This window comes from Geobacter metallireducens GS-15 (assembly GCF_000012925.1).
Lineage (GTDB): Bacteria > Desulfobacterota > Desulfuromonadia > Geobacterales > Geobacteraceae > Geobacter > Geobacter metallireducens.
This window is the reverse complement of record NC_007517.1, coordinates 2,460,078-2,482,693: the sequence shown is the minus strand read 5'-3', so window position 1 is coordinate 2,482,693 and position 22,616 is coordinate 2,460,078. Positions and strand designations below refer to the sequence as shown.

15 protein-coding genes and 3 pseudogenes are annotated in these 22,616 nt (G+C 53.6%); 15 read left to right on the top strand and 3 right to left on the bottom strand.

Going from position 1 to position 22,616, the window contains the following annotated elements:
- Window positions 1-29 precede the first annotated feature (29 nt).
- Together GMET_RS11050 and GMET_RS11045 are read left to right on the top strand one after the other, a co-directional pair.
- Window positions 30-797 carry an SDR family NAD(P)-dependent oxidoreductase gene (locus GMET_RS11050; RefSeq protein ID WP_011365950.1) on the top strand — a complete coding sequence of 256 codons (768 nt, stop codon included), beginning with the start codon at window positions 30-32 and terminating at the stop codon, window positions 795-797.
- A 73-nt stretch (window positions 798-870) separates the two neighbouring features.
- Window positions 871-2,808 carry an NAD(P)/FAD-dependent oxidoreductase gene (locus GMET_RS11045; protein ID WP_011365949.1) on the top strand — a complete coding sequence of 646 codons (1,938 nt, stop codon included), beginning with the start codon at window positions 871-873 and terminating at the stop codon, window positions 2,806-2,808.
- 61 nt (window positions 2,809-2,869) lie between these two features.
- Here the strand turns inward: GMET_RS11045 and GMET_RS11040 are convergent, their stop codons facing one another.
- Window positions 2,870-4,576, bottom strand: coding sequence for an alginate export family protein (locus GMET_RS11040; protein WP_011365948.1), 1,707 nt, complete (start codon window positions 4,574-4,576; stop codon window positions 2,870-2,872).
- Window positions 4,577-4,698: 122 nt separating this feature from the next.
- Window positions 4,699-4,824 carry a hemin uptake protein HemP gene (gene hemP / locus GMET_RS18385; RefSeq protein ID WP_081431789.1) on the bottom strand — a complete coding sequence of 42 codons (126 nt, stop codon included), beginning with the start codon at window positions 4,822-4,824 and terminating at the stop codon, window positions 4,699-4,701.
- Between the two features lie 375 nt (window positions 4,825-5,199).
- Between hemP and GMET_RS19190 the strand changes: the two are divergent.
- The 3 pseudogenes from GMET_RS19190 to GMET_RS19290 form a co-directional block, all read left to right on the top strand.
- Window positions 5,200-5,444 (top strand): annotated as a pseudogene (locus GMET_RS19190) (metal-sensitive transcriptional regulator); the annotation flags it as partial.
- Window positions 5,445-5,499: 55 nt separating this feature from the next.
- Window positions 5,500-5,871, top strand: a pseudogene (locus tag GMET_RS11035) (YkvA family protein); the annotation flags it as partial.
- Between the two features lie 78 nt (window positions 5,872-5,949).
- Window positions 5,950-6,057: pseudogene (locus GMET_RS19290) on the top strand (hypothetical protein); the annotation flags it as partial.
- A gap of 201 nt (window positions 6,058-6,258) precedes the next feature.
- Here GMET_RS19290 and GMET_RS11025 read toward each other — a convergent pair.
- Window positions 6,259-7,566: an SAM-dependent methyltransferase gene (locus tag GMET_RS11025; protein ID WP_011365944.1), complete on the bottom strand. Its 1,308-nt coding sequence runs from the start codon at window positions 7,564-7,566 to the stop codon at window positions 6,259-6,261.
- A 177-nt stretch (window positions 7,567-7,743) separates the two neighbouring features.
- On the opposite strand from GMET_RS11025, the gene GMET_RS11020 reads away from it, so the two are divergent.
- The 10 genes from GMET_RS11020 (at window position 7,744) to GMET_RS10975 (ending at window position 22,613) form a co-directional block, all read left to right on the top strand.
- Entirely contained in the window at window positions 7,744-8,889 is a 1,146-nt protein-coding gene (locus GMET_RS11020; RefSeq protein ID WP_011365943.1) for a sensor histidine kinase, read from the top strand.
- A 378-nt stretch (window positions 8,890-9,267) separates the two neighbouring features.
- The gene (locus GMET_RS18170; protein WP_011365942.1) at window positions 9,268-11,238 is read left to right on the top strand and encodes a DUF5666 domain-containing protein; all 1,971 of its coding nucleotides are present in this window, start codon (window positions 9,268-9,270) and stop codon (window positions 11,236-11,238) included.
- Window positions 11,239-11,401: 163 nt separating this feature from the next.
- A complete protein-coding gene (locus GMET_RS11010) occupies window positions 11,402-13,903 on the top strand; it encodes an SLBB domain-containing protein (RefSeq protein ID WP_011365941.1) in 2,502 nt (833 codons plus the stop codon).
- A gap of 49 nt (window positions 13,904-13,952) precedes the next feature.
- The gene (locus GMET_RS11005; protein WP_238378914.1) at window positions 13,953-15,179 is read left to right on the top strand and encodes a GumC family protein; all 1,227 of its coding nucleotides are present in this window, start codon (window positions 13,953-13,955) and stop codon (window positions 15,177-15,179) included.
- The gene (locus tag GMET_RS18590) at window positions 15,113-15,517 is read left to right on the top strand and encodes a hypothetical protein (protein WP_148206077.1); all 405 of its coding nucleotides are present in this window, start codon (window positions 15,113-15,115) and stop codon (window positions 15,515-15,517) included. Before GMET_RS11005 ends, GMET_RS18590 begins: the two co-directional genes overlap by 67 nt.
- Complete coding sequence (locus GMET_RS10995; RefSeq protein WP_011365939.1) at window positions 15,502-16,950, top strand: lipopolysaccharide biosynthesis protein; 1,449 nt, start codon at window positions 15,502-15,504, stop codon at window positions 16,948-16,950. Before GMET_RS18590 ends, GMET_RS10995 begins: the two co-directional genes overlap by 16 nt.
- A gap of 66 nt (window positions 16,951-17,016) precedes the next feature.
- Window positions 17,017-17,592, top strand: coding sequence for a class I SAM-dependent methyltransferase (locus GMET_RS10990; RefSeq protein ID WP_148206092.1), 576 nt, complete (start codon window positions 17,017-17,019; stop codon window positions 17,590-17,592).
- A gap of 2 nt (window positions 17,593-17,594) precedes the next feature.
- Window positions 17,595-18,662, top strand: coding sequence for a glycosyltransferase (locus tag GMET_RS10985; protein WP_011365937.1), 1,068 nt, complete (start codon window positions 17,595-17,597; stop codon window positions 18,660-18,662).
- Between the two features lie 124 nt (window positions 18,663-18,786).
- Window positions 18,787-21,438 carry an FG-GAP-like repeat-containing protein gene (locus GMET_RS18165; protein ID WP_011365936.1) on the top strand — a complete coding sequence of 884 codons (2,652 nt, stop codon included), beginning with the start codon at window positions 18,787-18,789 and terminating at the stop codon, window positions 21,436-21,438.
- Window positions 21,439-21,734: 296 nt separating this feature from the next.
- On the top strand, window positions 21,735-22,613 hold the full coding sequence (locus tag GMET_RS10975) for a class I SAM-dependent methyltransferase (protein WP_049756802.1): 879 nt from the start codon (window positions 21,735-21,737) through the stop codon (window positions 22,611-22,613).
- Window positions 22,614-22,616: the final 3 nt, after the last annotated feature.

The window sequence follows — 22,616 nt, the reverse complement described above, 5'->3', positions numbered from 1 at the left end:
GATAAATGCATACAGAGGAGGGAAATCCCATGGGCTTGGAACGTTTCAGTCTGAAAGGTAAAACCGCTATCGTCACCGGTGCCAGTCAGGGGCTGGGTGAAGCCATGGCACTGGGTCTGGCGGAAGCAGGTGCCAATCTGGTGCTGGCGAGCCGCAACGAAGCCAGTATGGCCAAGGTCGCTTCCGAGGTGACCTCAAAAGGGGTCCAGTGTCTTACGGTCAAAACGGACATGCTGAAGGCCGATGACATTCAGGCGATGGTGGATAAGGGGATCGCCCAATTCGGAACGATCGATATCCTGGTCAACAATGCCGGCATCAATCTGGTCAAGCCGTTTGTGAATCTTACCGAGGAGGACTGGGACTCGGTCGTTGATACGAACCTCAAAGGATATTTCCTCTGTAGCCAGGTTGTGGGCAGGGAAATGATCAAGAACAAGAACGGCTGTGTTATCAACAATGCCTCCGTCTTCGGTCTCAGGGGCTTTCCCAATATTGCGTCATACATAGCCAGCAAGGGTGGGGTTGTCCAACTGACCAGGGGATTGGCCGTGGAATGGGCCCGTCACAATATCCGGGTGAACTGTATTGCCCCGGGCTATATCGTTACCGAAATGGCCAAGAGGGATATTGAGACAAATCCGAAGATTCTGGAGCAGAACCTGCTGAAGATCCCCATGAAAAGGGGCGGTCAGCCCCGGGAAGTCGCCGATGTCGTGGTGTTCCTGGCGTCGGAGGCCTCAAGCTACATGACAGGACAGATCGTCTCCATGGATGGCGGCTGGTCGGCTTTCTAGCAACTCGAGGTCGGAATTTCCGGCTGACCCCGTCAAGAAATACATCGCGGGAAACTGCGCAAGGGTTATCACAATGAACACAAAACCAGTCCCGGCAGAAGCGCCAGATCTCTTTTCTCCAATTACCATCAGCGGGCTGACCATAAAGAACCGGATCATCATGCCTGCGTTCATCCTCAACTATCCCATAGACGGATACGACATCAGTGATGAATGGCTCCGGTTCTATCGGCGGCGAGCCAAAGGTGGGGCCGGCCTGATCATCGTCGGCGCCTGCCATGTGGATCCGGCCGGAAGGCAGGATGAGCATCAGATCGGGGCGGACCGGGATGAGTGGTTGCCGTCTCTGGAAAAAGTCGCCAGGGCGATCAAAGAAGGCGGCGCCGTTCCGGCCCTGCAACTGAACCATGCCGGGCGTTATGCAAAAAAGGCGATCAACGGCGGCTTGGATCCGGTCGCTCCTTCGGCTTTGCCCTCCCGCTACACGAAGGAGCTGCCGCACGAGTTGACCACTGCAGAGGTAGAAGGGATCATCGAATCTTTTGCCGCAGCTGCAGGTCGGGCAAAGCGCGCGGGATTCGAGGCCGTTGAATTTCTGGGGGCAACTGGATACCTGATCAGTCAGTTTCTCTCTCCCCTGACAAATCAGCGCACTGACAGGTTCGGCGGGGATGAAGAGAAGCGCCGGACCTTTATAAGAGAGGTCATCGCAGCGGTGAAGCGTGAGGTCGGGCATGATTTTCCACTTATCTTCCGGATGTCTTCAACGGACAATATGCCCGGGGGGATGGATGATGCGGATCACCGAAACTTTGCGATCGAACTGGAAAAATGGGGGATTCATCTCCTTAACGTAACTGCTGGGTGGCACGATGCGCCGGTCCATCAGATAGGTCCCTCCGTTCCCCAAGGCCATTTCATCCCCTATGCGACAAAAATCAAAGAGGTCGTCTCTATACCAGTTTCGTGCGCCGTCCGTATTACTGAACCCCAAATGGCGCGTCAGGTCATTGCCGAAGGAAAGCTGGACATGGTAACGCTAGGGAGAGCCCTGATCGTGGATCCAGACTGGCCCAACAAAACTCAGGCGGGAAAGGACGAATCTATCCGCCCCTGCATTTCATGCTGTAACTGTTTTGACCGCGCCTTTGCCAGGGACAGGATCGAATGCTCGCTGAATGCCGACCTGACCGATGATGGTTCGTTGCCGCCTGCCAAACCCAAAAAACGCATACTCGTGGTAGGAGGCGGCCCTGCAGGCATGGAGGCTGCACGCGTCCTGGCTACGCGCGGTCACAAGGTGACCCTTCTGGAAAAGAACCGGCAAACAGGCGGAAGGCTTGGCACTGCTGCAGCCCCCCCACACAAATCCGAGATTGCCGGACTGATCCGCTATCTTACCCATGAACTGGCGGGACTGAAGGTGCCAGTCGTTGCGGAAACCGACTTTTCACGACTTTCTGAAAATTTCGACGCAGTCATTTTGGCTACCGGCGCCAAGGAGAGAACCATTCTCATTAATGGAATGGAACAGGTTCCCTGTTACACGAGCAGCGAGATTCTGGATGGCACGGTCTCACCCGACAATCCGGTGGTCATCATCGGTGCCGGTCTGGTGGGGGGGGAAACCGCCGATTATCTCAGTTCAAAAGGATTTGACGTCTCCCTGGTGGAGATAAGACCAAAACCGCTTGCTGACATGGGCGCAACCCTGAGGTGGGTTCTTTTGGACCATCTGAACAAGGGGGGGGTGAATATCCATACCTCATCCTCTGTTCAGGAAATAAAGGATGGAAAAGCGGTCATCCAAACGCTCGAGGGGGTGATTACCGTCCCGCTTGGATGTCTGGTCATATCTGTCGGCTTTGAGTCAGACGATCTTCTCGTCGGCGATCTTGACCGTGCCGGATTACCATATTGCATCATAGGTGACAAGAAATCCCCCCGTAGAATCAAGGATGCGATTCATGAGGGGTTCTTGGCGGCTACTCACTGGGTGGACAGTATTTAAATAGTGTAGAAATTGAGAACATTCATGGATTGGCGGGAGAATGGGGGGAAGGTCAAAGTGACTACCGCTTGCGCTTTGTCCAGTCGTAATTGAACTGGAGCATGGCAAAGACATAGTCGATGTCTCTGTTTCCGGCGTTGGCGTCGCGGAAGAACCTGCCGGTGAAAAAGTGGTCGTAACCCAGCACCAGGGCATAGTCCTTGTTGTGGGTGTAGGTGAGGGTGAGGTCGGTCTCGATGCCGATGTCGCGGCTGATGCCGTCCGCCACCTTGTCAGCCACGAACTTGCGTCCCGTGGCGGAGATGTTCAGCTTCTTGGAGAGGTCAATCCCGAAGCCGAGGGTGTAGACCTGGATGCCGCTGGCGTGCTGTTCCCCGGCGTCGAAGCCGGACAGGTCGCCGATGAGTCCCATGTCGCCCACCAATGACGTGTCGTTGTTCGGGTTACGGAATTCCCGGGCCGATGAGGTTCCGTTGACCGCATTTTTATCCCCGGACCCCATGGCGTAGCTGAGGAAGACCGAGCTGTTGTAGGAGTTGTCGAAAACCCTGATGGGAATTTCGCCGGTCAGGTCAACGTGTCCGCCGAACGCGAAAATATTGTCGTTGCTTGCGCCGTTGAAGGATTTGCCGGTCTGGTAGGCCAGTTCGTATTCCAGCCCGAAAATGCCAACTGAACTGGTGCTGCGAAAGCCCAGGGTATCCAGATGTTCACCGGAATGGCGCTCCTCAGACCCGGTGTCGCGGAAGCCGTATGCTTCGAAGCTGCTGTCTGCGGATGGCTGGTAGGTAAGATAGGCGCCCAGCAAGTCTCCGTTCACTCCATCGGAAAATGGCCTGGCATAGGAGCCGCCCAAAAGGTCGAGGGAGAGGTTGTTGAACCAGTTCCACGAGGGTTGTACCCTGAGTCTTCCGGCATCGAAGGTCAGGCCGTTGAAGAAACTGTCGGTCCCGAGGATAAAGCCGCTGCCGTAATTGAACTCCTGGCGGCCGGCCTTGAGGGCCAGGAGGTTTTTGCCTGAACCGTCTCCCTGGGGAAGCTTGGCTTCCACGAATCCCTGATACAGATTGAATTCATGGGAATCCCTGGAGCCTTCGCCGGTAAAACCATATCCCTGCCCCTCAAGATGGACATCCAGATAATCGTTGGGATGCCAGTAGGCGAACGGCTTGACCCGATACAACATCCGGCCGGCATCCTTGCCCGCGGCATAACTCAAGTCCGCCAGCCTGAAGTTGGACGAACCTTCGCCCCTCAAAAAGCCGTTGACGCCTACCTTGTACTTAAAAACGGGGACCGGGGGTTCGACCAACGTAAGGAGTTGTTCAATGGTGGTGCGGATAGTGGTGTAGCTGTTGTTTCCGAAAAGCTCATCCTCCAGCGCAACAATCAGAGTGCGAATGTTCTCCAGGTCATCCCGAGAGACCGCCTGCCCCCCCTCCTTGTCGTACCTGTCTGCAATTCTGGTGAGCGCGTCGACGAATTTGTCCAGCAGCTCATTCCGGGAGGCGCTCTGTCCTTCAGCGAGTTTCCATCCCGCCCCGTATTTTTCTTCCAAATCGGCGACCAGTTGATAGGCCCAGTTTTCGGCAGTGATTTGCCCGGGAATTTCCTGATTCGGGTTGTTCGAATTGTTACGTTTCCCGGCAGAGTAGGCATCATCAGCATTTCCATCGGACCGGATCGCTTGACCAGGGCTGGCATGGGCGGCGGCTGACATAGTCAGAACAAAGGCAAAGGCAAGGGAGGTGGTGCGCAGGGCAGTCATTGACAAATCTCCTTTTAATGAGTTCTTGTCTCTGGCTGGCTGGCTGCGTGACGTGAAGTCTGCGTGGCTGGCTTGAGATACTGTTTTTCAGGTGATGGTGCGGGCCAGGGGAGCCAGCACGGCTATTTCGTGAGTATCAGCTTGTTGTTCGCGGTAATCCTCAACCGGTACTGTTCCCCGGCGTGGACAATAATGATTTCAATCTCTCCATCCATAAGCTCTGCAGCGGTGATGCACTTTACCGGCATTGCGCCATTACCTCCTGCCTGAATATTGATGTGCGTCCTGGTTTGCTGGAAAGTATGCAAATGAAAATCACTATCAACTGCAATGCAAAAAAAGGCGCTCTTGAACGAGTATGGAGGTACTCAAAGGGCGACGCACAGGTTGCCCGTCCCTCCGCTATCCGCCTGGTGATGAACCAGTCCATGAAACTGCTGGTCCGAACCACTGTGTGGCACAAATCGTGACTGTCCCATGCGTCTCTCCGTCAACGTTTGGTCACTATAAAAGAAATTGAAATTCGTTGTCAACTGGAAATGTGTTAGAAAATTTGTTTCAGGCAGGTCTGGCCATGCAGCAACAAGCAGTAGCGAGATTTTTAGAGACGTGGGTCGGTGGGTATGGCACTCTGTGGAGATGATCACAAGGTATTACTTTCGAGAATCAACCGGATTGAAGGTCAGATCAGAGGCATTCGCAAGATGGTGGAGGACGACCGGGACTGCCTCGACACTTTGAAGCAGCAGCCACGAGTGGTGCGATCCGTTCCCTTGGAATGGTGATTCTGGAAGATCACCTGAAAGGATGTGTCTCGAATGCCGTCAGAGACAAGAGTGACAATGATGAGCTCATTCATCAGGTGATCGAAATTTTCAACAAGTCAGCAAGTAACGTACTGAGAAGACCCCACTATGACAACAACAAGGCTGATCTCCAACGCAAGGCAATGGGCGCGTACAATCAAACGGGATGTGCATGCAGTCTGGCTTGCCGCCCGGGACCCACACACACCTTGGTTCGCCAAGGCTCTTGCGCTGGTCGTAGCTGCCTATGCTGTGTCACCCATCGACTTGATTCCGGATTTTATCCCAGTGCTCGGCTACCTGGACGATCTGGTGATCGTGCCGCTCGGCATCCTGCTTGTTGTCCGGCTGATACCGTACGAAGTAATGGCGGAACACAGAGAAGCAGCATCCAAGGCCACCGAACGGCCAGTCAGCCGCTTGGCGGCCGCCACGGTCATTACCGTTTGGATCATTTGCTCTCTGTTTTTTGCCAGAATGTTCATGTGAGGCCGCAGGCATGTCTCCACTTGCCTCACCATTTATCTTGTTGAGATTTTTTCCCGAAAAATCAACGCAGGAGTACTCATGTTCATAAAGACCCTGGGGCTGTTCGTTCTGACGGCTCTCGCCGGGATTCTCGGCTGTTATCTGCCGTACCTCTGGTTGAGGAAAAACGTTCATTGGTCGGCATGGCCATCATCATGTTTGCGCCGCGCCAGGTATGAGGCCGCCGCAGAAGGGAAGCCGCAAATGATCTATGTGGATGGTATTTGCCCTGCTGCCGATCGGAGCCTTTCTGCTGCTACGGTTCATTTGACGGTGTAACGTCTTGATTCAACCCCATGGCCGAAGAGGGGGGCGGTCTGATCATGCGCTGGCTGCCTGCATGAGAATTCAGGCGTACCAGTCGGCACGGGTCAAGGGCTGTCCGCTTTTCCCCTTGTCCGGTTTCGCAAGCAGGGCCTGGTAGATATTGATTCGATTGCAGTCGAAAGCATGGGCGGAGCCTGCCATGTAGAGGCGCCAGACGCGGAAAGTTGTCTCGCTGGCAGCGATGAAGGCTTCCGTTGCCGCGGCGTCCAGACGTTTTATCCAGTGGCGCAGGGTAAGGGCATAGTGTTCCCGCAGGCTTTCCAGGTCGCGCGCTTCAAAGCCGGCCGCGGCGGCGGCGTGGAGCGTGACGTCGACCGGCAGCAGTTCGCCGTCCGGAAAGACGTAGCGGTCAATGAACGAGTTGTCGTCGTCGGGACAGTAGCCCTGACCGGCGGCAATCCCATGGTTGAGAAACGCCCCGCCGGTTCCGAGAAGCCGGAAGGCACGGGCGAAGTATTCCTCAAGGCGTGCTTTCCCCACGTGCTCGAACATCCCGACACTCACGATCTTGTCGTAGATTCCCTGCCCCTCCAGTTCCCGGTAATCCTTTACCTCCACTCGACAGCTATCTTCCAGTCCGGCGGCCCGGATGCGCTCGCCGGCCAGTTCCGCCTGGGGACGGCTGAGGGTTATACCGTGGGCCTTAACGCCGTAATTACGTGCGGCATGGAGCACCAGCCCACCCCAGCCACAGCCGATGTCCAGCAGTCGCTCTCCCGGTTTCAGCCTCAGTTTGCGGCAGATGTAGTCGAGTTTTCGCTCCTGGGCAGCGTCGAGTTCATCGCTGGTGGACGTGAAGTAGGCGCAGGAATAGACCATCCGTTCGTCCAGCCAGAGGCGGTAGAAGTCGTTTGAGACGTTGTAATGAAAGGCGATGGCCTGGCTGTCCCTTTTTTTGCAATGCACGGACCCGGACAGATGAGCGGAGGCGTGGCCGGGACGTGACGGCTTTGCCGTTGCCGGGAGGGTGAAGAGGTCCCTGCCCATGCGGAACCGGTCGAGAATCCCCCAATGGAGACCCATTAGATAGTCACCGAGGGCAAAGGCCGCGACCACGTCCCCTTCGATGTCGAAGTCCTTGCGGACGAACGCCTCGCCGAGGGTTATCTGGCTGGGATTCAGGAACATTCCGCGGAGGACGCCGGGGTGGTTGAGTACCATGGTGAAGCGGGGCTTCTCTTCGGCCTTGAGAAGCGTGCCGTCCCAGAGGCGAACCTCGAAATCACGCGGATGATACCCTGCCAGCACTTTTTCCAGAAAGGAGAGGGCTGCAACGGCGTCCTCGTCCGCGCGGTGGGGACTTTCGAGTACCATATGGTTTCCGGGCATATTTTCCTCCTTGAAAATATGTCTCTGAAATTGAATTGTAATGAGGTTTCCGGAGTATGCAAGCCGGCCTCTCAATTCTCGATGGTTGAGGAAGGTGAGGCGGGCGGGTATACTATTTCAGATTATTGGCTGATCCCAACACTCACGACGGCGCAATGTTCAGGATAGGGGTGAAATGTGACGGCATCTGATGCTGAAGAGCGGGGGATAGCGCTTCTCTATGTTGAAGATGAACCGGGCACCCGTGAGATGTTCAGCCTGATCATCTCACGTCGTTATCCGGAGTTGCGGATTATTGTCGCTGAAGACGGCCAATCGGGATTTGTCGCATTCAGGCAGAATCTACCCCAGATCGTTATCACCGACATCAACATGCCCGTAACCGACGGCCTCAAGATGGCGGCGGAGATCAAGGCGTTGAGTCCCCAGACCGAGATCATCGCCCTGACTGCCTATGCCAACACGCAGCAGTTGCTGCAAGCCATCGAGATCGGCATCAGTCACTACATCCTGAAGCCCATCGATATTCAGCAGATTTTCGCCGTCCTGGACAAGGTGCTGTCTATTATCAGGGCGCAACAGGAGATTTCACGGCAGAACGAACTGATTCGAAGCCTCAATGCTGACCTGGCCCGCAAGGCGGCGGACCTGGAGATGGCGAACAGTGAGCTTGAAGCATTCAACTACACGGTTGCCCACGATCTCCGTTCCCCCATGGTATCCATCAGCGGTTTCTCCCAGGTGCTGCTCGAAATGCACGCCGCGGTCCTGAACGACGAGGGGAAGAAATATCTCGGGATCATACACCGGGAAGTTCTCCGCATGAGCAACCTCATCGGAGTCCTGCTCAAATTCTCCCTCTACTCGCGAAAGCGTGTGGAAAAAAGCTGGTCGGATCTCAGCGGCATGGCTAATGAGATCAAAACTAACCTGCTCCTGCAGCAACCGGACTGCCGGGCGGTTTTTTCAATCGCCGAAGGGGTCAAAGGCTTTTGCGACCCCGAACTTCTGCGGATAGTCCTTGAAAATCTTTTCGAAAATGCCTTGAAGTACTCCATGAAAAAAGAAGATGCCCATATCGAGTTCGGCATGGTCAACCAGGAGGACGATCTCATCTATTTTGTCCGTGACAATGGGATCGGATTCGATCAACAGGATGCCGACAAGCTTTTCCTCCCCTTCCAGAGACTCGAATGTGACCGCGAGATTGCCGGATTCGGCATCGGTCTCGCCACGGCGTCACGGATAATCCAGCGCCATGGCGGCAAGATCTGGGCCGAGGGGGAGAAAGGGATTGGAGCGACATTCTATTTCAGCCTTTGATCCCTGCTCTCTTGTTTGGTCGCGCAGGGGGGGCCCGATTCCCTTGCCCCCTGCACGGTTATCCGTCCCCGTAGGACTACGCCGCACTGTGCTTCTCTGAATTCCTACCCTGTTTCTACCAAAAACTCCTAGTTCAAAAACAGACGTACTCCTATCTTCCCTTCCTGATTGGCCTGCTAAGATATCCTACAGTTAACGCCGGTCAGTCCGCGGGTGCGGACATGCCTCCGGTTCTCGAATGTCTTAATCCAAAAACAGACATGCACCTACCTCCTCACCCGGGGGCTGCTGGTACTATTGCCCTGGGTTGCCGCAGAGCCAATCTGCGCATACGAAACAGTCGGCAAAGTCACACAGCAAAGGGTCAAGGAGGACACGATGAGAAGACGATTGTTGTACCAGGTGTTTGTCGCCGCATTCATGATGGTGTGGGTGATGGTCATGGCAGGTTGCGGAGGAGGGGGCGGCGGTTCGGCGCCGGTCGCCAGCCAGGGGGTAAGCAAAGGGACCATTACCAAGCTGGGGAGCATTTTTGTCAACGGGGTGGAATACGACACCACTGGCCTCACCCCCGACATGGAAAATCCCGGTGACGTGGCCGGAGGGCTCAAGGTAGGGATGGTCGTCACGGTTATGGGGACATTCAGCGACAGTACCCACGCCAAGGCGACCTATGTCAAGTTTTCCGATACCCTCGAGGGGCCGATCGCGGCAGTGGACAGCGTTGCGAAAACCATGACGGTTCTGGGGCAGAACATCACGTTCGATTCGGCAACGGTGTTCGACGATTTCAACAGCGCCCCCATGCCGGGACAAATGGTCCAGGTAAGCGGCTACGCGGATGCCAGCGGCACGATCAAGGCAACCCGCATCGAGCGGCATCTCCCCGACTGGACACCGACCACGGTTGTTGAGATGAAAGGGACCATCACCGCCATGCCGACGGCCACCAGCTTCGCCATCGGCGGCCTGACCGTTGACGCAACCGGCATCACCCTCCCGGCCGGCACCGCCGTTGGGTCGTTCGTCAAGGTCGAGGGGACCATGACGGCTGCCACCGCCACTACCCTCAAGGCGACCAGCGTTTCCTCCCGCAAAGAGGGGGTCGAGGTCGACGATAACCACAAAGGGCACGTGGATGTCGAGGGCTTTGTCCAGAATCTTACCGGCAATACGTTCACGGTGGCAGGCACGAAGGTTAACGCGGGCAATCTTTCCCTTGCCGGGATCGCCAACGGCGTCAAGGTGGAAGTGGAAGGCACCGTTGTCAACGGCGTACTGAATGCCACGAAGATCTCGATTGAAGGGGCAGCGCCTCCGGCGGCCGTTCCGTCAGCTCCCACGGCAACCGCCGCCGCCGGTTCCGGGCAGGTAACCATCTCCTGGGGCGCCGTGTCCAGTGCCACGTCGTACAATATCTACTGGGCCACGACCACGGGCGTTACCCCGGCAACGGGGACCAAGATCGCCAATGTCAATTCTCCCTACACCCAGACCGGTCTCACCAACGGCACCACCTACTTCTACGTCGTGACCGCGGTTAACGCCGTTGGCGAGAGCGCCCCGTCGGGCCAGGTTTCGGCCACTCCTTCCGCCGTCGCGACCGTGCCGGCTGCTCCCGTTGCAAGTGCCGCCGCTGGTGCCAATCAGGTGACCATCACCTGGCCTGCCGTCACCGGTGCCACCTCGTACAACCTGTACTGGTCCACGACCACGGGCGTTACCCCGGCTAACGGGACCCTGATCGCCGGCGTTACCTCTCCCTACGTCCAGACCGCCCTGACCAACGGCACCACCTACTTCTACGTCGTGACTGCGGTCAATGCCGTCGGCGAAAGCGCCCCGTCGGCCCAGGTTTCGGCCACTCCCGCCGCCGCGGTGACCGTGCCGGCCGCTCCCGTTGCGACTGCCACGGGCGGCGCCAATCAGGTAACCATCACCTGGCCGGCCGTTACCGGCGCAACCTCGTACAACCTGTACTGGTCCACCACCACGGGCGTTACCCCGGCCAACGGGACCCTGATCGCCAACGCCACCTCTCCCTATGTTCAGACCGGTCTGACCGCATCCACCACCTATTTCTACGTGGTCACCGCCATGAACGCTGCCGGCACCAGCGCCCCGTCGGCCCAGGTTTCGGCCATGACATCGGCTCCGGCCCTGGACGGCGCGGCACTGTATGCAGCCAACTGTGCCGGCTGCCACAACCCGTTGGCGACGTCGACCAAGAGGATGAGAACCGCAGCCCAGATTCAGGCTGCAATCAATAACAACGTTGGCGGCATGGGCTTCCTGTCGACCCTGACTGCTGCCCAGGTTCAAGCCATTGCCACAGCCCTGAACTTCTGATTCCGGAACGTAATGCACCTGCCGGGGGGGTCCGCACGGACCCCCCGGCAGGTAACACCCTTACCAAGGAAAAACAGAATTTCCGACAGGGCTGTGGGGAGCAAAGGAGAATCCCTTGAAAAGAGGAAATTCGTTTTTCTGTGCCCTTCTCGGGTTGGTCGGGGTGTTGTGCGGTATTCACTTGGTTTTCGCCGCGGAATTTTTCCCAACCCTGTCCCGGGAGTTGCCACAGGCCTCCCCACACCGCCCTGCCGCAGCCTTGCCAACGTTTACATCCCTATCGTCGGCTGCCAAGGCCTCGCCCCCGGCAGAGGCTTCATCCCCACGGAAAAATACTGAAGAAGGCAAGACGGTAACGGCAAAAGAATCCTCCGCGGATGCGGATGAGCTTTCCGCCATTGAAAAAAGCGTTATTGCCAAAGCCGGCGCAGAAGACAATACCCGCCCTCAGCCCTACGAGGTTCAGGAGCTCAGGCAGTTCGGGTACAACTTCTTCAGGCCAGCCGCGGCCGGTTTCGCTCCCCTTGCCGATATCCCGGTGGGCCCCGATTACGTTATCGGCCCGGGAGACCGGATCATCCTGAACCTCTGGGGGAGCGCCGAAGGCACCCACGAACTGGAGGTGAACCGGAGCGGGGAAATCGTGCTTCCGCGGGTGGGGAGCGTTAAGGTATGGGGAATCACCTTCGAGCGGCTGCCGGAGGTGCTGAAAACCCATTTGTCGAAGATATACAAGAATTTCGACCTGAATGTGACCATGGGCAAGCTGCGTGTCATCAAGGTGTACGTGGTCGGCGAGGTGAAGATGCCCGGCGACTACAACCTGAGCCCGCTCTCGACGCTGATCAACGCCCTTGCCGCATCGGGCGGCCCCCTGAAAACCGGCACCCTGAGAAATATCAAGATCAAGCGTGGGGGGAAGGTCGTGGAAACGGTCGATCTCTACGATTTCTTCCTCAAGGGGGACAAGGGAAAGGACATCCGTCTCCAACCCGGCGACACCATCTTCGTGCCGGTCATCGGCAGGGTCGCCGGAATCGCCGGCAACGTGAAGCGCCCCGCCATCTATGAACTGAAGGACGAAAAGAACCTCGGCGATCTGGTTGAGCTGGCGGAAGGGTTCCTTCCCACCGGCTATCTGCAGAGGGTGCAGATCACCAGGGTCGACGCCCATGACAAACGGATGGTTGCCGATTTCAACATCGATCCGAAAGGGGCGGGGAAATCCCTGGATCAGATCGTACAGGGGATAGCGATCCAGGATATGGATATCGTCAAGATATTCCCCATCAACGCCACCCTCCGTGACCATGTCCGGCTCGACGGGTACGTGCTCCGCCCCGGAGTCTATGCGCTCCAGCCCCACATGCGGCTGAGCCAGCTCCTGTCCCAGGACAATCTCCTCACCGAATATTACAAGGATGCCGCGGAAATAACCCGGCTCTACCCGCCGGATTCCCATCTGGAAAAAATATTCGTCAGTGTCGCCAAGGCGCTTGCGGGCGATCCCGAGCACGACCTGGAACTGAAGGAGTTCGACGAGGTGCGGATCTTCTCCCGCTGGGAGATGGAGGAGATGCCGAAGGTCAAGGTGAACGGCGAGGTGCAGCGGCCGGGAGAATATCGGCTCTTCGCCAACATGACGGTCCGCGATCTCCTCATGGAGGCCGGCAACCTCAAGACCTCCGCCTATCTGAAAAACGCCGAGATCAACCGGATATCCAAGACCGGCGAGTCGGTTTCATCGTTTCCCATCGTCATCAATCTGGAACAGGCCCTGAAGGGCGATCCGAAGGACAACCTGGTGCTCGCCCCTTTTGACGAGGTGACCATCAGGAAAATCCCCAACTGGGCCGAGGAAAAGGAGCGATACGTCACGCTGCGCGGCGAGTTCAGGTTCCCCGGCGTCTATCCGATTCACAAGGGGGAAAAGCTGAGCGCCCTGATCGAGCGTGCCGGCGGCTTTACGGACAAGGCATACCTGCGCGCCGCCAAATACACCAGGGAGCCCCTTCGGGAGCTGCAGCAGAAGAGGATGGATGAGATGGTGGCCGCCTCCGAGCAGGAGATCCTGAAAAAACAGGCCGAGCTGGCCACGACCGCATCCTCCAAGGAGGAAGTGGAGGCAACCAAGGCGGCCCTGGAGAGCCTGCAGCGCTCCGTGGCGCTGCTGAAGACGGCGAAGGCGGAAGGGCGGCTGGTGATCCGTCTGGAACAACCCGACGCGTTCAAGGGAACTGCCTCCGACGTGGAACTCATGGGGGGAGACACGCTGGAAGTGCCCCCGCAGCCCCATGCCGTGAGCGTCCTTGGGCAGGTCTACAACCCGACCAGCTTTATCCCCGAGAACAATGAGGATGTGGCGTTCTATCTGGAGAAGGCGGGCGGTCCGACCCGAAACGCGGAAAAGTGCGACATCTATATCGTCCGCGCCGACGGGACGGTCTTGAGCCGCCAGCAGTCGTCCTTTGGCATCAACTGGAGTGACTCCCAGCGTCGCTGGACCTTCGGCGGTTTCATGTCAACGACCCTGGAGCCGGGCGACACCGTCATAGTGCCCCAGAGATTCGAGAGAATTGCCTGGATGCGGGAAATCAAGGATATAGCCGTCATCCTCGGCAACCTGGCCCTTGCGGCCGGGGTGATAGTAGCGGCAGGTCTGTAGCGATGGCGGCGGAAAGGGAAAACCTACAAGGATTCGCGGAGTTCATATGATGCTGCATTCAGAAAATTCAACTGACGATACCCGCACCTCGAAACCCCTGTTCACTCTGCTTGATTTCGCGGCCGTAATCATCAAGCACTGGCGGCTGACTGCCTGCATCACCCTCGCTGCGGCCCTTGTCGCCGTGATTTACACGCTGATGCTGCCGAACCTCTACACGGCACGGTCCATGATCCTGCCGCTGGAGGACGATCGCGAAGGGGTGGGAGCCGCTCTTGGCCAACTGGCCGGCCTGGCCGGAGTCGGACGGATCGGGCTCGGCAACCCCTCCAAGGCCGACGTGTATCTGGCCATGCTCAATGGCGAAACCATCAGGGACCCGCTCATTGACCGCTTCAGGCTGTTGGAAGCCTACGAGGCGAAGTACCGGACCGAAGCCTATGGAGCGCTGGACAGAAATGTTGCGGTCACGGTGGGAAAAAAGGACGGCATCATCACCATTGCCGTGGATGACAGGGACCCCAGGCGCGCGGCGGAGATGGCCAACGCCTACGTGGAGGAGTTGGGGAGGCTGGCAAATCGGCTCAACATGGCGTCTGCGGGCAATGACAGGATGTATCTGGAAAAACGGCTTGCCTCGGCCCGTGTCGATCTTGCCAAGGCTGAGGATGCGCTCAAGGCCTTTCAGTCGAAAAACAAGGCCGTATCGGTAAGCGATCAGGCGAAAGCCACGATCGATGGCGTGGCGCAACTGCGTGCCCAGCTTGCCGCCCAGGAAGTGCAACTTTCCGCTTACCGGAGCCAGTTCACCGATTCGAGCCAGGAAGTGAGAACGTCCAAGGCCGCCATCGGCAGACTGCAGGCCCAGATCGCCAGGCTCGAAGGGAATGGCGGCGGAGGCAGCGCCATTCCGTCGGTGGGGAGCATGCCGCAGCTGGGACAGCAGTACCTGCGGCTGATGCGGGATTTCAAGATCCAGGAGACAATGGTTGAGCTGCTTGCAAAGCAGTATGAAGTGGCAAGGATGTCCGAGGTCAAGGATGTTTCGCCGTTCCAGGTGCTCCAGGTGGCAAAAGTGCCCGAGAAGAAAAGCAAACCCCATCGCACGCTGATCGTGCTGGTTGCCGCACTTACGGCGTTCCTCTGCTCGATCTACCTTTCGTTCGTGCTCGAACATCTCGACAGGATGTCCGAGCAGGACAAGATGCGGTGGTTCGAGTTGAAAAGCCGGCTGTTGTTCTGGAAAAAACAGAAGCTCACTTTGCAAAACGAATAGTGCCTGAAGGAATGCATGTTCGGGCGCTTGAATTGGAAAAATCATGCCCTTTCAAGCCATTACTCAAAACGGGATATCAGAAATCTATGAACGACCGGCCTGTCATAAATGCAAAGAGTTTCACCAGCGGTTGCTCGATTGCCAGAAACGCCACACTCAATCTGGTAGGCCAAATAGTCCCCATGGGCGTCGGACTTGTCACGATTCCGGTTCTCATCAAGCATCTCGGCACAGATCGCTTTGCTGTAATCACCATTGTCTGGATGCTGATTGGTTATTTTAGCCTGTTCGACATGGGGCTCGGGCGGAGACATTTCTGCAAATGCATAGAGAGCTGATAGCTAAGACAGTCAATAACATCGGTTATAATTCAATAGCCACTATTTTGGCGGCAATTATACAATTTGTCACAACGATATATTTGGCTCGAATTCTGACACCACAAGATTATGGCATTGTAGGATTTGCGCAGATATTCAGTAATTTCATGATCCAGTTTTGTGATTTCGGTATCAACAATGCTGTGGTTCAAAAAAAAGAAATCGATAGCACTACTTTGTACACGGCATTTACGTTAAAAGTAATACTAAGTCTTATAATATTCGCATTGATTATTATTGCGGCACCTCTGTCATACTATTTTAATGGCCAGCATGAAATACCAACAGTAATCAGGGCATTATCATTAAATTTCCTGATCTCCATATTCATTTTTTTGCCGCAAGTGGTGCTGACCAGGAACCTGGACTATAAGAAACTCGTAGGCCCGCAGACATTGGCACTCGTCGGGAGTTCGATATGTTCAGTATACATGGCGTATCTCGGATTCGGTTATTGGAGCGTAGTTGGCGCCAGCTTGTTGTCAAATTTGTTGAATGCCGCAATGCTGGTCATTATAAAGCCGGTTTCCCTCAGGGTTGTCTTTGATAGCTCTATTGCCAGGCAACTCTTGGGTTTTGGTTGGAGTCTTCTGCTCCCGGGGATCATTGTATTTGTAATATTTAATACGGATAACTTTCTTATCGGCTCTTTGTCCGGAATCGAACAGTTGGGTTATTACTCGATTGCGTTTAACTGGGGATCGATGGTTTGTGTGCTAATGGGGGGCATGTTTCATAAGGTACTGTTCCCGACATTTTCAAAGCTTCAGTACGAAACATCCTCTATGAAAAAGGCATATCTTACTTCATTGCAATATATAGCTTTCTTGGCAGTGCCTGCGAATGCGATTTTATTCATAGAGGGAAGAGAGTTCCTTTTTTATATTCTCGGGCGAGGGACCGATAGATGGTTGCCAGCGGTCATTACTTTCCAGATATTTTGCTTGTACGGAGTCTTGAGGTCACTATTGGAACCGATCGGAAACGTGGTGATGGGAATTGGCAAACCTCAGCTTTTTATGAAAGCAATACTTATTGTCACAGTGGTAGAGCTTAGCCTTATTTATCCTGCAATAAACTATTATGGAATTGAAGGAGTTGCAATAGCCGTCACGCTTGCTTATGCAACTCAATATTTTGTCTATATTCCGATTATAAAAAGAGAGATAAATGTTGATTTGGCCGAATTTGTAGATGTTATAAAGCTACCCATAGCTTCCGTAGTAGTTATGGGCATTGCCATGACATTGCTAAAGCAGGCGATTCACATGACTCCGGTTTTGCTTATAATTAATTCAGTATTCGGCATTATTGTTTATCTCGTATTTTTCATATTAGCAGATAGGGGCAAGTTATTTAGAGAAATACGGACGGTGTTCTTGCATAGTTAATCGCAAGCGACTTTGTTGCTATATTTTGATCTAAAAGGCCTGATTATGCACGATAAAACCGGTGTCATGAAAACGATTAACAAAAAGCCTTCGGTAATCATAGAATGCGGCTGTGGTGAGTCCAAACGAATGGCTGATTCGATCGCTATTGATATTATCAACATGGATGGAGTTGATATTGTGGCAGACCTTAATAAAGGTTTCCCTTTTTTTGATGATAACAGTGTTGACGGAATCGTTTCACATCATTTTCTGGAACACCTTACTAGTATTGATCTGTTCTTTAAGGAATCATACAGGATACTTAAAAAGGGCGGAAAATTTAGTGGAACCGTACCACATTTTTCTAATCCGTATTTCTATAGTGATTACACTCATAAGACTCAGTTTGGCCTGTATTCGTTTTCCTATCTTTCAAAAAAGCAATTTTTCAAGCGGACTGTTCCAGTTTTTTACAATGATTTGGATTTCGAAATTATTAAGTTGGAAATAGTATTTTATTCGATCTTTAACTCGCGAAAGTTCCCCAAGAGGATCGTGCAGAAAATTGTAAATCGCTCAAAATGGACCCAGGAATTTTATGAAGAGTGTTTCTGCTTTATGTTTCCGGCATTCGAAATCAAGTTTGAGTTGCAAAAATAGTCATGAGCGAACCTAGAGCAACTGATATATTTGCAGAAAAAATAGTTGTAGTGACGGTCACCTATGGGGATAGATCAGTTTATGTATCAAGACTGCTGGAACGAATAGCACAGCTTAACATAAAGAAAATAGTCCTCGTGGACAATAACTCGAGCTGCTCCACTAAAGCCCTGTTGGATACCGCTGCATCTCAATACCATAACGAGCTCATTGATAGTATAACCATGGCAGAGAATGTCGGATCAGCAAAAGCATTCAAGGCTGGATTGATAAAAGCCAACCAGTTGGAGGGGTATGAATACATTTTGCTTCTGGACGACGATAACCTGCCAGACTTGGATCTGATTGAAGTCCTGGAATCATATTGGACTAACCTAGCTTACAAGCATGAACTAACGGCTCTGGCTTGCAACAGGGTACATTTGGGAATCAATGAAAGAGTTGTCGCTCAGGATAACCCTTGGCTATTGCTCGGGAAGCCGAACAGTTTCTTGGGGTTCCATGTTGGTGAAATTATCAGAAACACATGCGCCAGGCTTTTTAAGTTACCCAAAGCCAGCCTGAGCGGTCGCGGAACCAATTACAGGACAACAAACTTTGCACCCTATGGAGGCCTGTTTTTTCATAAAAGTCTACTCGAGGTTATCGGATATCCAAACGAAGACTATGTCATCTATGCTGATGACTGTGAATTTACGTATCGTATACCTTTAAACGGCGGAATGATTCTCGCATTATTGGATGCCAAAATATATGACATGGATGACAGATCTGAGATGACCGCCAATATCTTTAGTATTTATGCCAATATTTATGACAAGGTGAGACTGTATTACACCTTTAGAAATGCAATACATTTCCATTTGAATCAACATTGCAACAACAAAACTATATTTATCTGCAATTTATTGATCTACTACGCGATATGCGTATGTTTCGTGCTGAGTAAATTTAATTATTCTCGGTTGCGGATTTTTTATGACGCGTTATTGGACGGTATCAGCGGTAATATTGGAGAGGCTGACAGTTACACGTTAGCAGATGTGAATTTATCGGTTAGAACTTTATAGGAACAAATATTTAATCATATGACACTATGACTTAATCCAAGCAGTATTATATAGCAACCACAAGATTGCACTACTAACACTGAACTTTCACTTATTATTCTAAAGGTACGTTAGGAGGTTCGAGATGACAAAAACTCTTGCGACTTTACTTGCCAGTACGTTGTTAACCCTAATTAGCGTTACACTTGTGACTTCGATTGCATCTGCAATCATGATTCCCAAAATCGTTGACTATGACGGTGATGGTAAGACCGATGTAGCCATGTTTCGTCCATCAGAGGGCAAATGGTACATTTTGTACAGTTCAAATAACACACAGCATGTTGTGAATTACGGAATCAGTGGTGATATTCCAGTTTTTGGCGATTTTGACGGCGACGGCAAAACCGACGAAGCTGTATACCGGCCATCAGAAGGAAGGTGGTACATCTTGAGGAGTTCTAATGGCTCTCAAAATGTTATTAACTATGGAATTAGTGGCGATATCGCAGTTCCCGGCGACTATGACGGAGATGGTAAGACCGATGTAGCCATGTTTCGTCCATCAGAGGGCAACTGGTACCTTTTATACAGTTCAAATAACACACAGCATGTTGTGAATTACGGAATTAGCGGTGATATTCCTGTTTTTGGCGATTTTGACGGCGACGGCAAAACCGACGAAGCTGTATACCGGCCATCAGAAGGCAAGTGGTACATCTTGAGCAGCTCTAACGGCTCTCAAAATGTCATTAGCTATGGAATTAGTGGCGATATCGCAGTACCCGGCGACTATGACGGTGATGGTAAGACTGATGTAGCCATGTTCCGTCCATCAGAGGGCAACTGGTATATTTTGTACAGTTCAAATAACACACAGCATGTTGTGAATTACGGAATCGGTAGCGACATTCCGGCTCCCGGCGACTACGACGGCGACGGCAAGACTGACGAAGCTGTATACCGGCCGTCGGCAGGGAAATGGTACATCCTAAACAGCTCCAATGGCTCGCCACAAGTTGTATCGTACGGCTTACCGACGGACATGCCTTTAGTGAATCTGTTTCAACATTTTTCATCCGGTTATTCTGTGGTACGGCAAATAACAATTAATGGAGGGCTCTCCGGCATAGCCGCGGGGGCTGTTGCATCACTCACGATTGACTCTAGGGCACTAATCTCTGAGGGGCTGTTGCGGTCCGACCGTAACGACTTGCGACTTTTCTATGACAACCAGGAGATAGATAGAGCTCTGGCTGATACCGGGACCATTCATTTCAAGGTACAGGTAGCGATTGCGGCAAATGGCGCAGACAGTGGGTATTGTCTCTACTATGGCAATCCGAACGAATCTGTCTCTCCAAAGTCGAACAGAGAGAACATTTATCCTTTCTATGTTGACGGCAGTTCAACGGCCGCATTCGTTGTTACCGGTCCGACTCCGACCATCATGGCGATGCCGAAGCCAGAATTCCTGAAGTTCAGAAACAACCCTTTGTTGAGCCGTACCCCAGGTTATTACGACTGGAAAAATGTGCGTGATATCAATTCACTCCTATACGAAGATGGATGGTATTACGCCTATTACGATTGTGACGATGAGGGAACTCTTGACGGGTTCCAAGGATGGGGTGTCTGTCAGGCAAAAAGCCAAGATTTGTCCAACTGGTTAAAGCTGGGACCGATCTTGCAGCCTAGCCTAGAGGAGGATTCGGGATCAGCTAGTGGCGCATATGTAACGAAAATTGGTTCAACATTTTATATGTACTACCTGGGTACTCCCAACATTGTCTTGGGTGTACCTCTTACTCCGTATAATGGAATGTTAGCAACTGCTTCTGCGATAACAGGACCGTATACCAAGAAAGGAGTGGTTCTACCTCTGAGGAAAGGGGAATTTGACCAAGACGAGGCATTGATCAATACCGTTTGGTACGACGGCACCAAGTATAATTGTCTGTACTCAGCCGCGGCCTTGGGATATGCAAACGCTCTTGACCCGTCTGGCCCCTGGGATCATAGGACTAGCGTTATTGATGGGCGAGAAGGTATTGAGAATCCCGTGCTGATTCATGACGCGTTGTCTGGGTATTATTACTTGTTTGCAAACCATGTGCAGCAACCGAATTCAGAGCCAGCATATACAGATTCTATTGTCATGTACTGGTCTAACGACCCGAAATCTTGGGACGTATCAAATAAGACTACGGTCGTTTCTCCGGGGTACGGTGCCTGGGATGGCTACATAATCGGGTTGCTTTCGAGTCTGGTCGTGAGAAATGGGGTTGTATACGGAGCTTATGACGGTAGGCAGCGGCCACCTTCCGGTGAACCTGTCTGGGGGCATGAATTTCGTGATGGGGGGTTCGTGGAGGCAAAATGGCCATTTTCATGGGGTAGCCGGATGAAAGTGGCGAGCGGTACGTCGCTACGATCAGGCCAAAAGTTTGGCGATGGTACACTACGGATCACTGCGCAGATGACCGGAGGCAACACCCCTAAGGTAGGACTCTCCGATGGGACCACTCACTTGTTTTTCCAAGTGGACAGCAGCAACATATTTACAGTGAACAACAACGGTACCATGATTGCCGGAGGATTCCAACGTGTGAAGGAACTGACAAAAACTTTCGAAATTCGCCGGTCGGGAACTAATGTGAGCTATATTTTTGATGGGGTGTTGGTTGCAAGCACAACTGGCCCAACGGGAGATCTGCCAATCTCTATTGCGGGAGATGTATTTTTGGAATCTATCACCTTTGAACCTGCCGCGCTCGTAACAGCTGTTATCAGATAAGCCATGTGGCTAAGGCTCTCGGACAACAAAACGTGTCTCTTGATGAGGTCGCCGAACCTGGTTGGTGGACAACAGAGCAAGTATCTCCGACGGACCGGTGGCCAGACGATACTTGGCCCCATCCGGAAAGCTAGAGCATGGATAACATCAGGATAACCACTGAACCCAGGCGTGACTGCTTGTTATGCGGTAGGAACGGGAATGCGCTCTACGAGGATCTGGGAGACAGGCTCTTCGGGGCGCCCGGTAAATGGACGCTTGAGAAGTGCGTTAATGATAACTGCGGCCTTGTTTGGTTGAATCCTGCTCCCCGCAAGGATGAGATCTGGAAGGCGTACGCTTCCTACTACACCCACGGGGACAATCAGGCTCCCCCGGCAGGCGTTGCGAAAAGAATATTCCATTGCGTCAGGGACTGCTATCTGGCCCTCAAATATGACTATTTCAACGAACTGCGTCAGTCCCCACTGAGGTTTTTGGGAACACTTCTGTATCTCTTTCCGGGACGACGCGCCGATGTGGATTTCAGCGTGATGTACCTGCGAAGCAGGCCGGGGGGGCGATTGCTGGAAATCGGATGCGGCAGCGGCACGATGCTGAGCTACCTGGGATCGCTGGGGTGGCGGACGGAAGGGATAGACGTTGACCCTTCGGCAGTTGCCAATGCCAGGAGCAAGGGGCTGAATGTGGCGCAGGGCGACCTTCTGGAGCAGCCCTACGGGGACAACACCTTTGACGCCGTCATGATCAGCCACGTGATCGAGCATGTTCCCAATCCTGTGGAACTGCTCACCGAGTGCTACCGGATATTGAAACCGGGCGGGGTGCTCAGTCTGGTAACCCCGAACGTCGAATCCATGGGCAGCCATCTCTTCGGGAGGCATTGGCTGCACCTGGACCCGCCCCGGCATCTGATCCTCTACAACGTCAGAACGATTCGGGCGCTGGCCCGCAAGGCCGGCTTCACCAACATGGAAATCAGGACCACCATCCGCGATGCCCACGCCCTTTTCTGGGCAAGCTACTCCATCAGTAGACGGGGCACGTATGCCATGGGATCGCAACCGGGCCGGTCCGGCAGGCTGTTCATGCTGCTGATGCGGCTGGTGGAGTGGGGCCTGCTCAAAGTGTTCCCTCACAAGGGAGAGGAATTATCTCTCATGGGTGTCAAGTGAGTG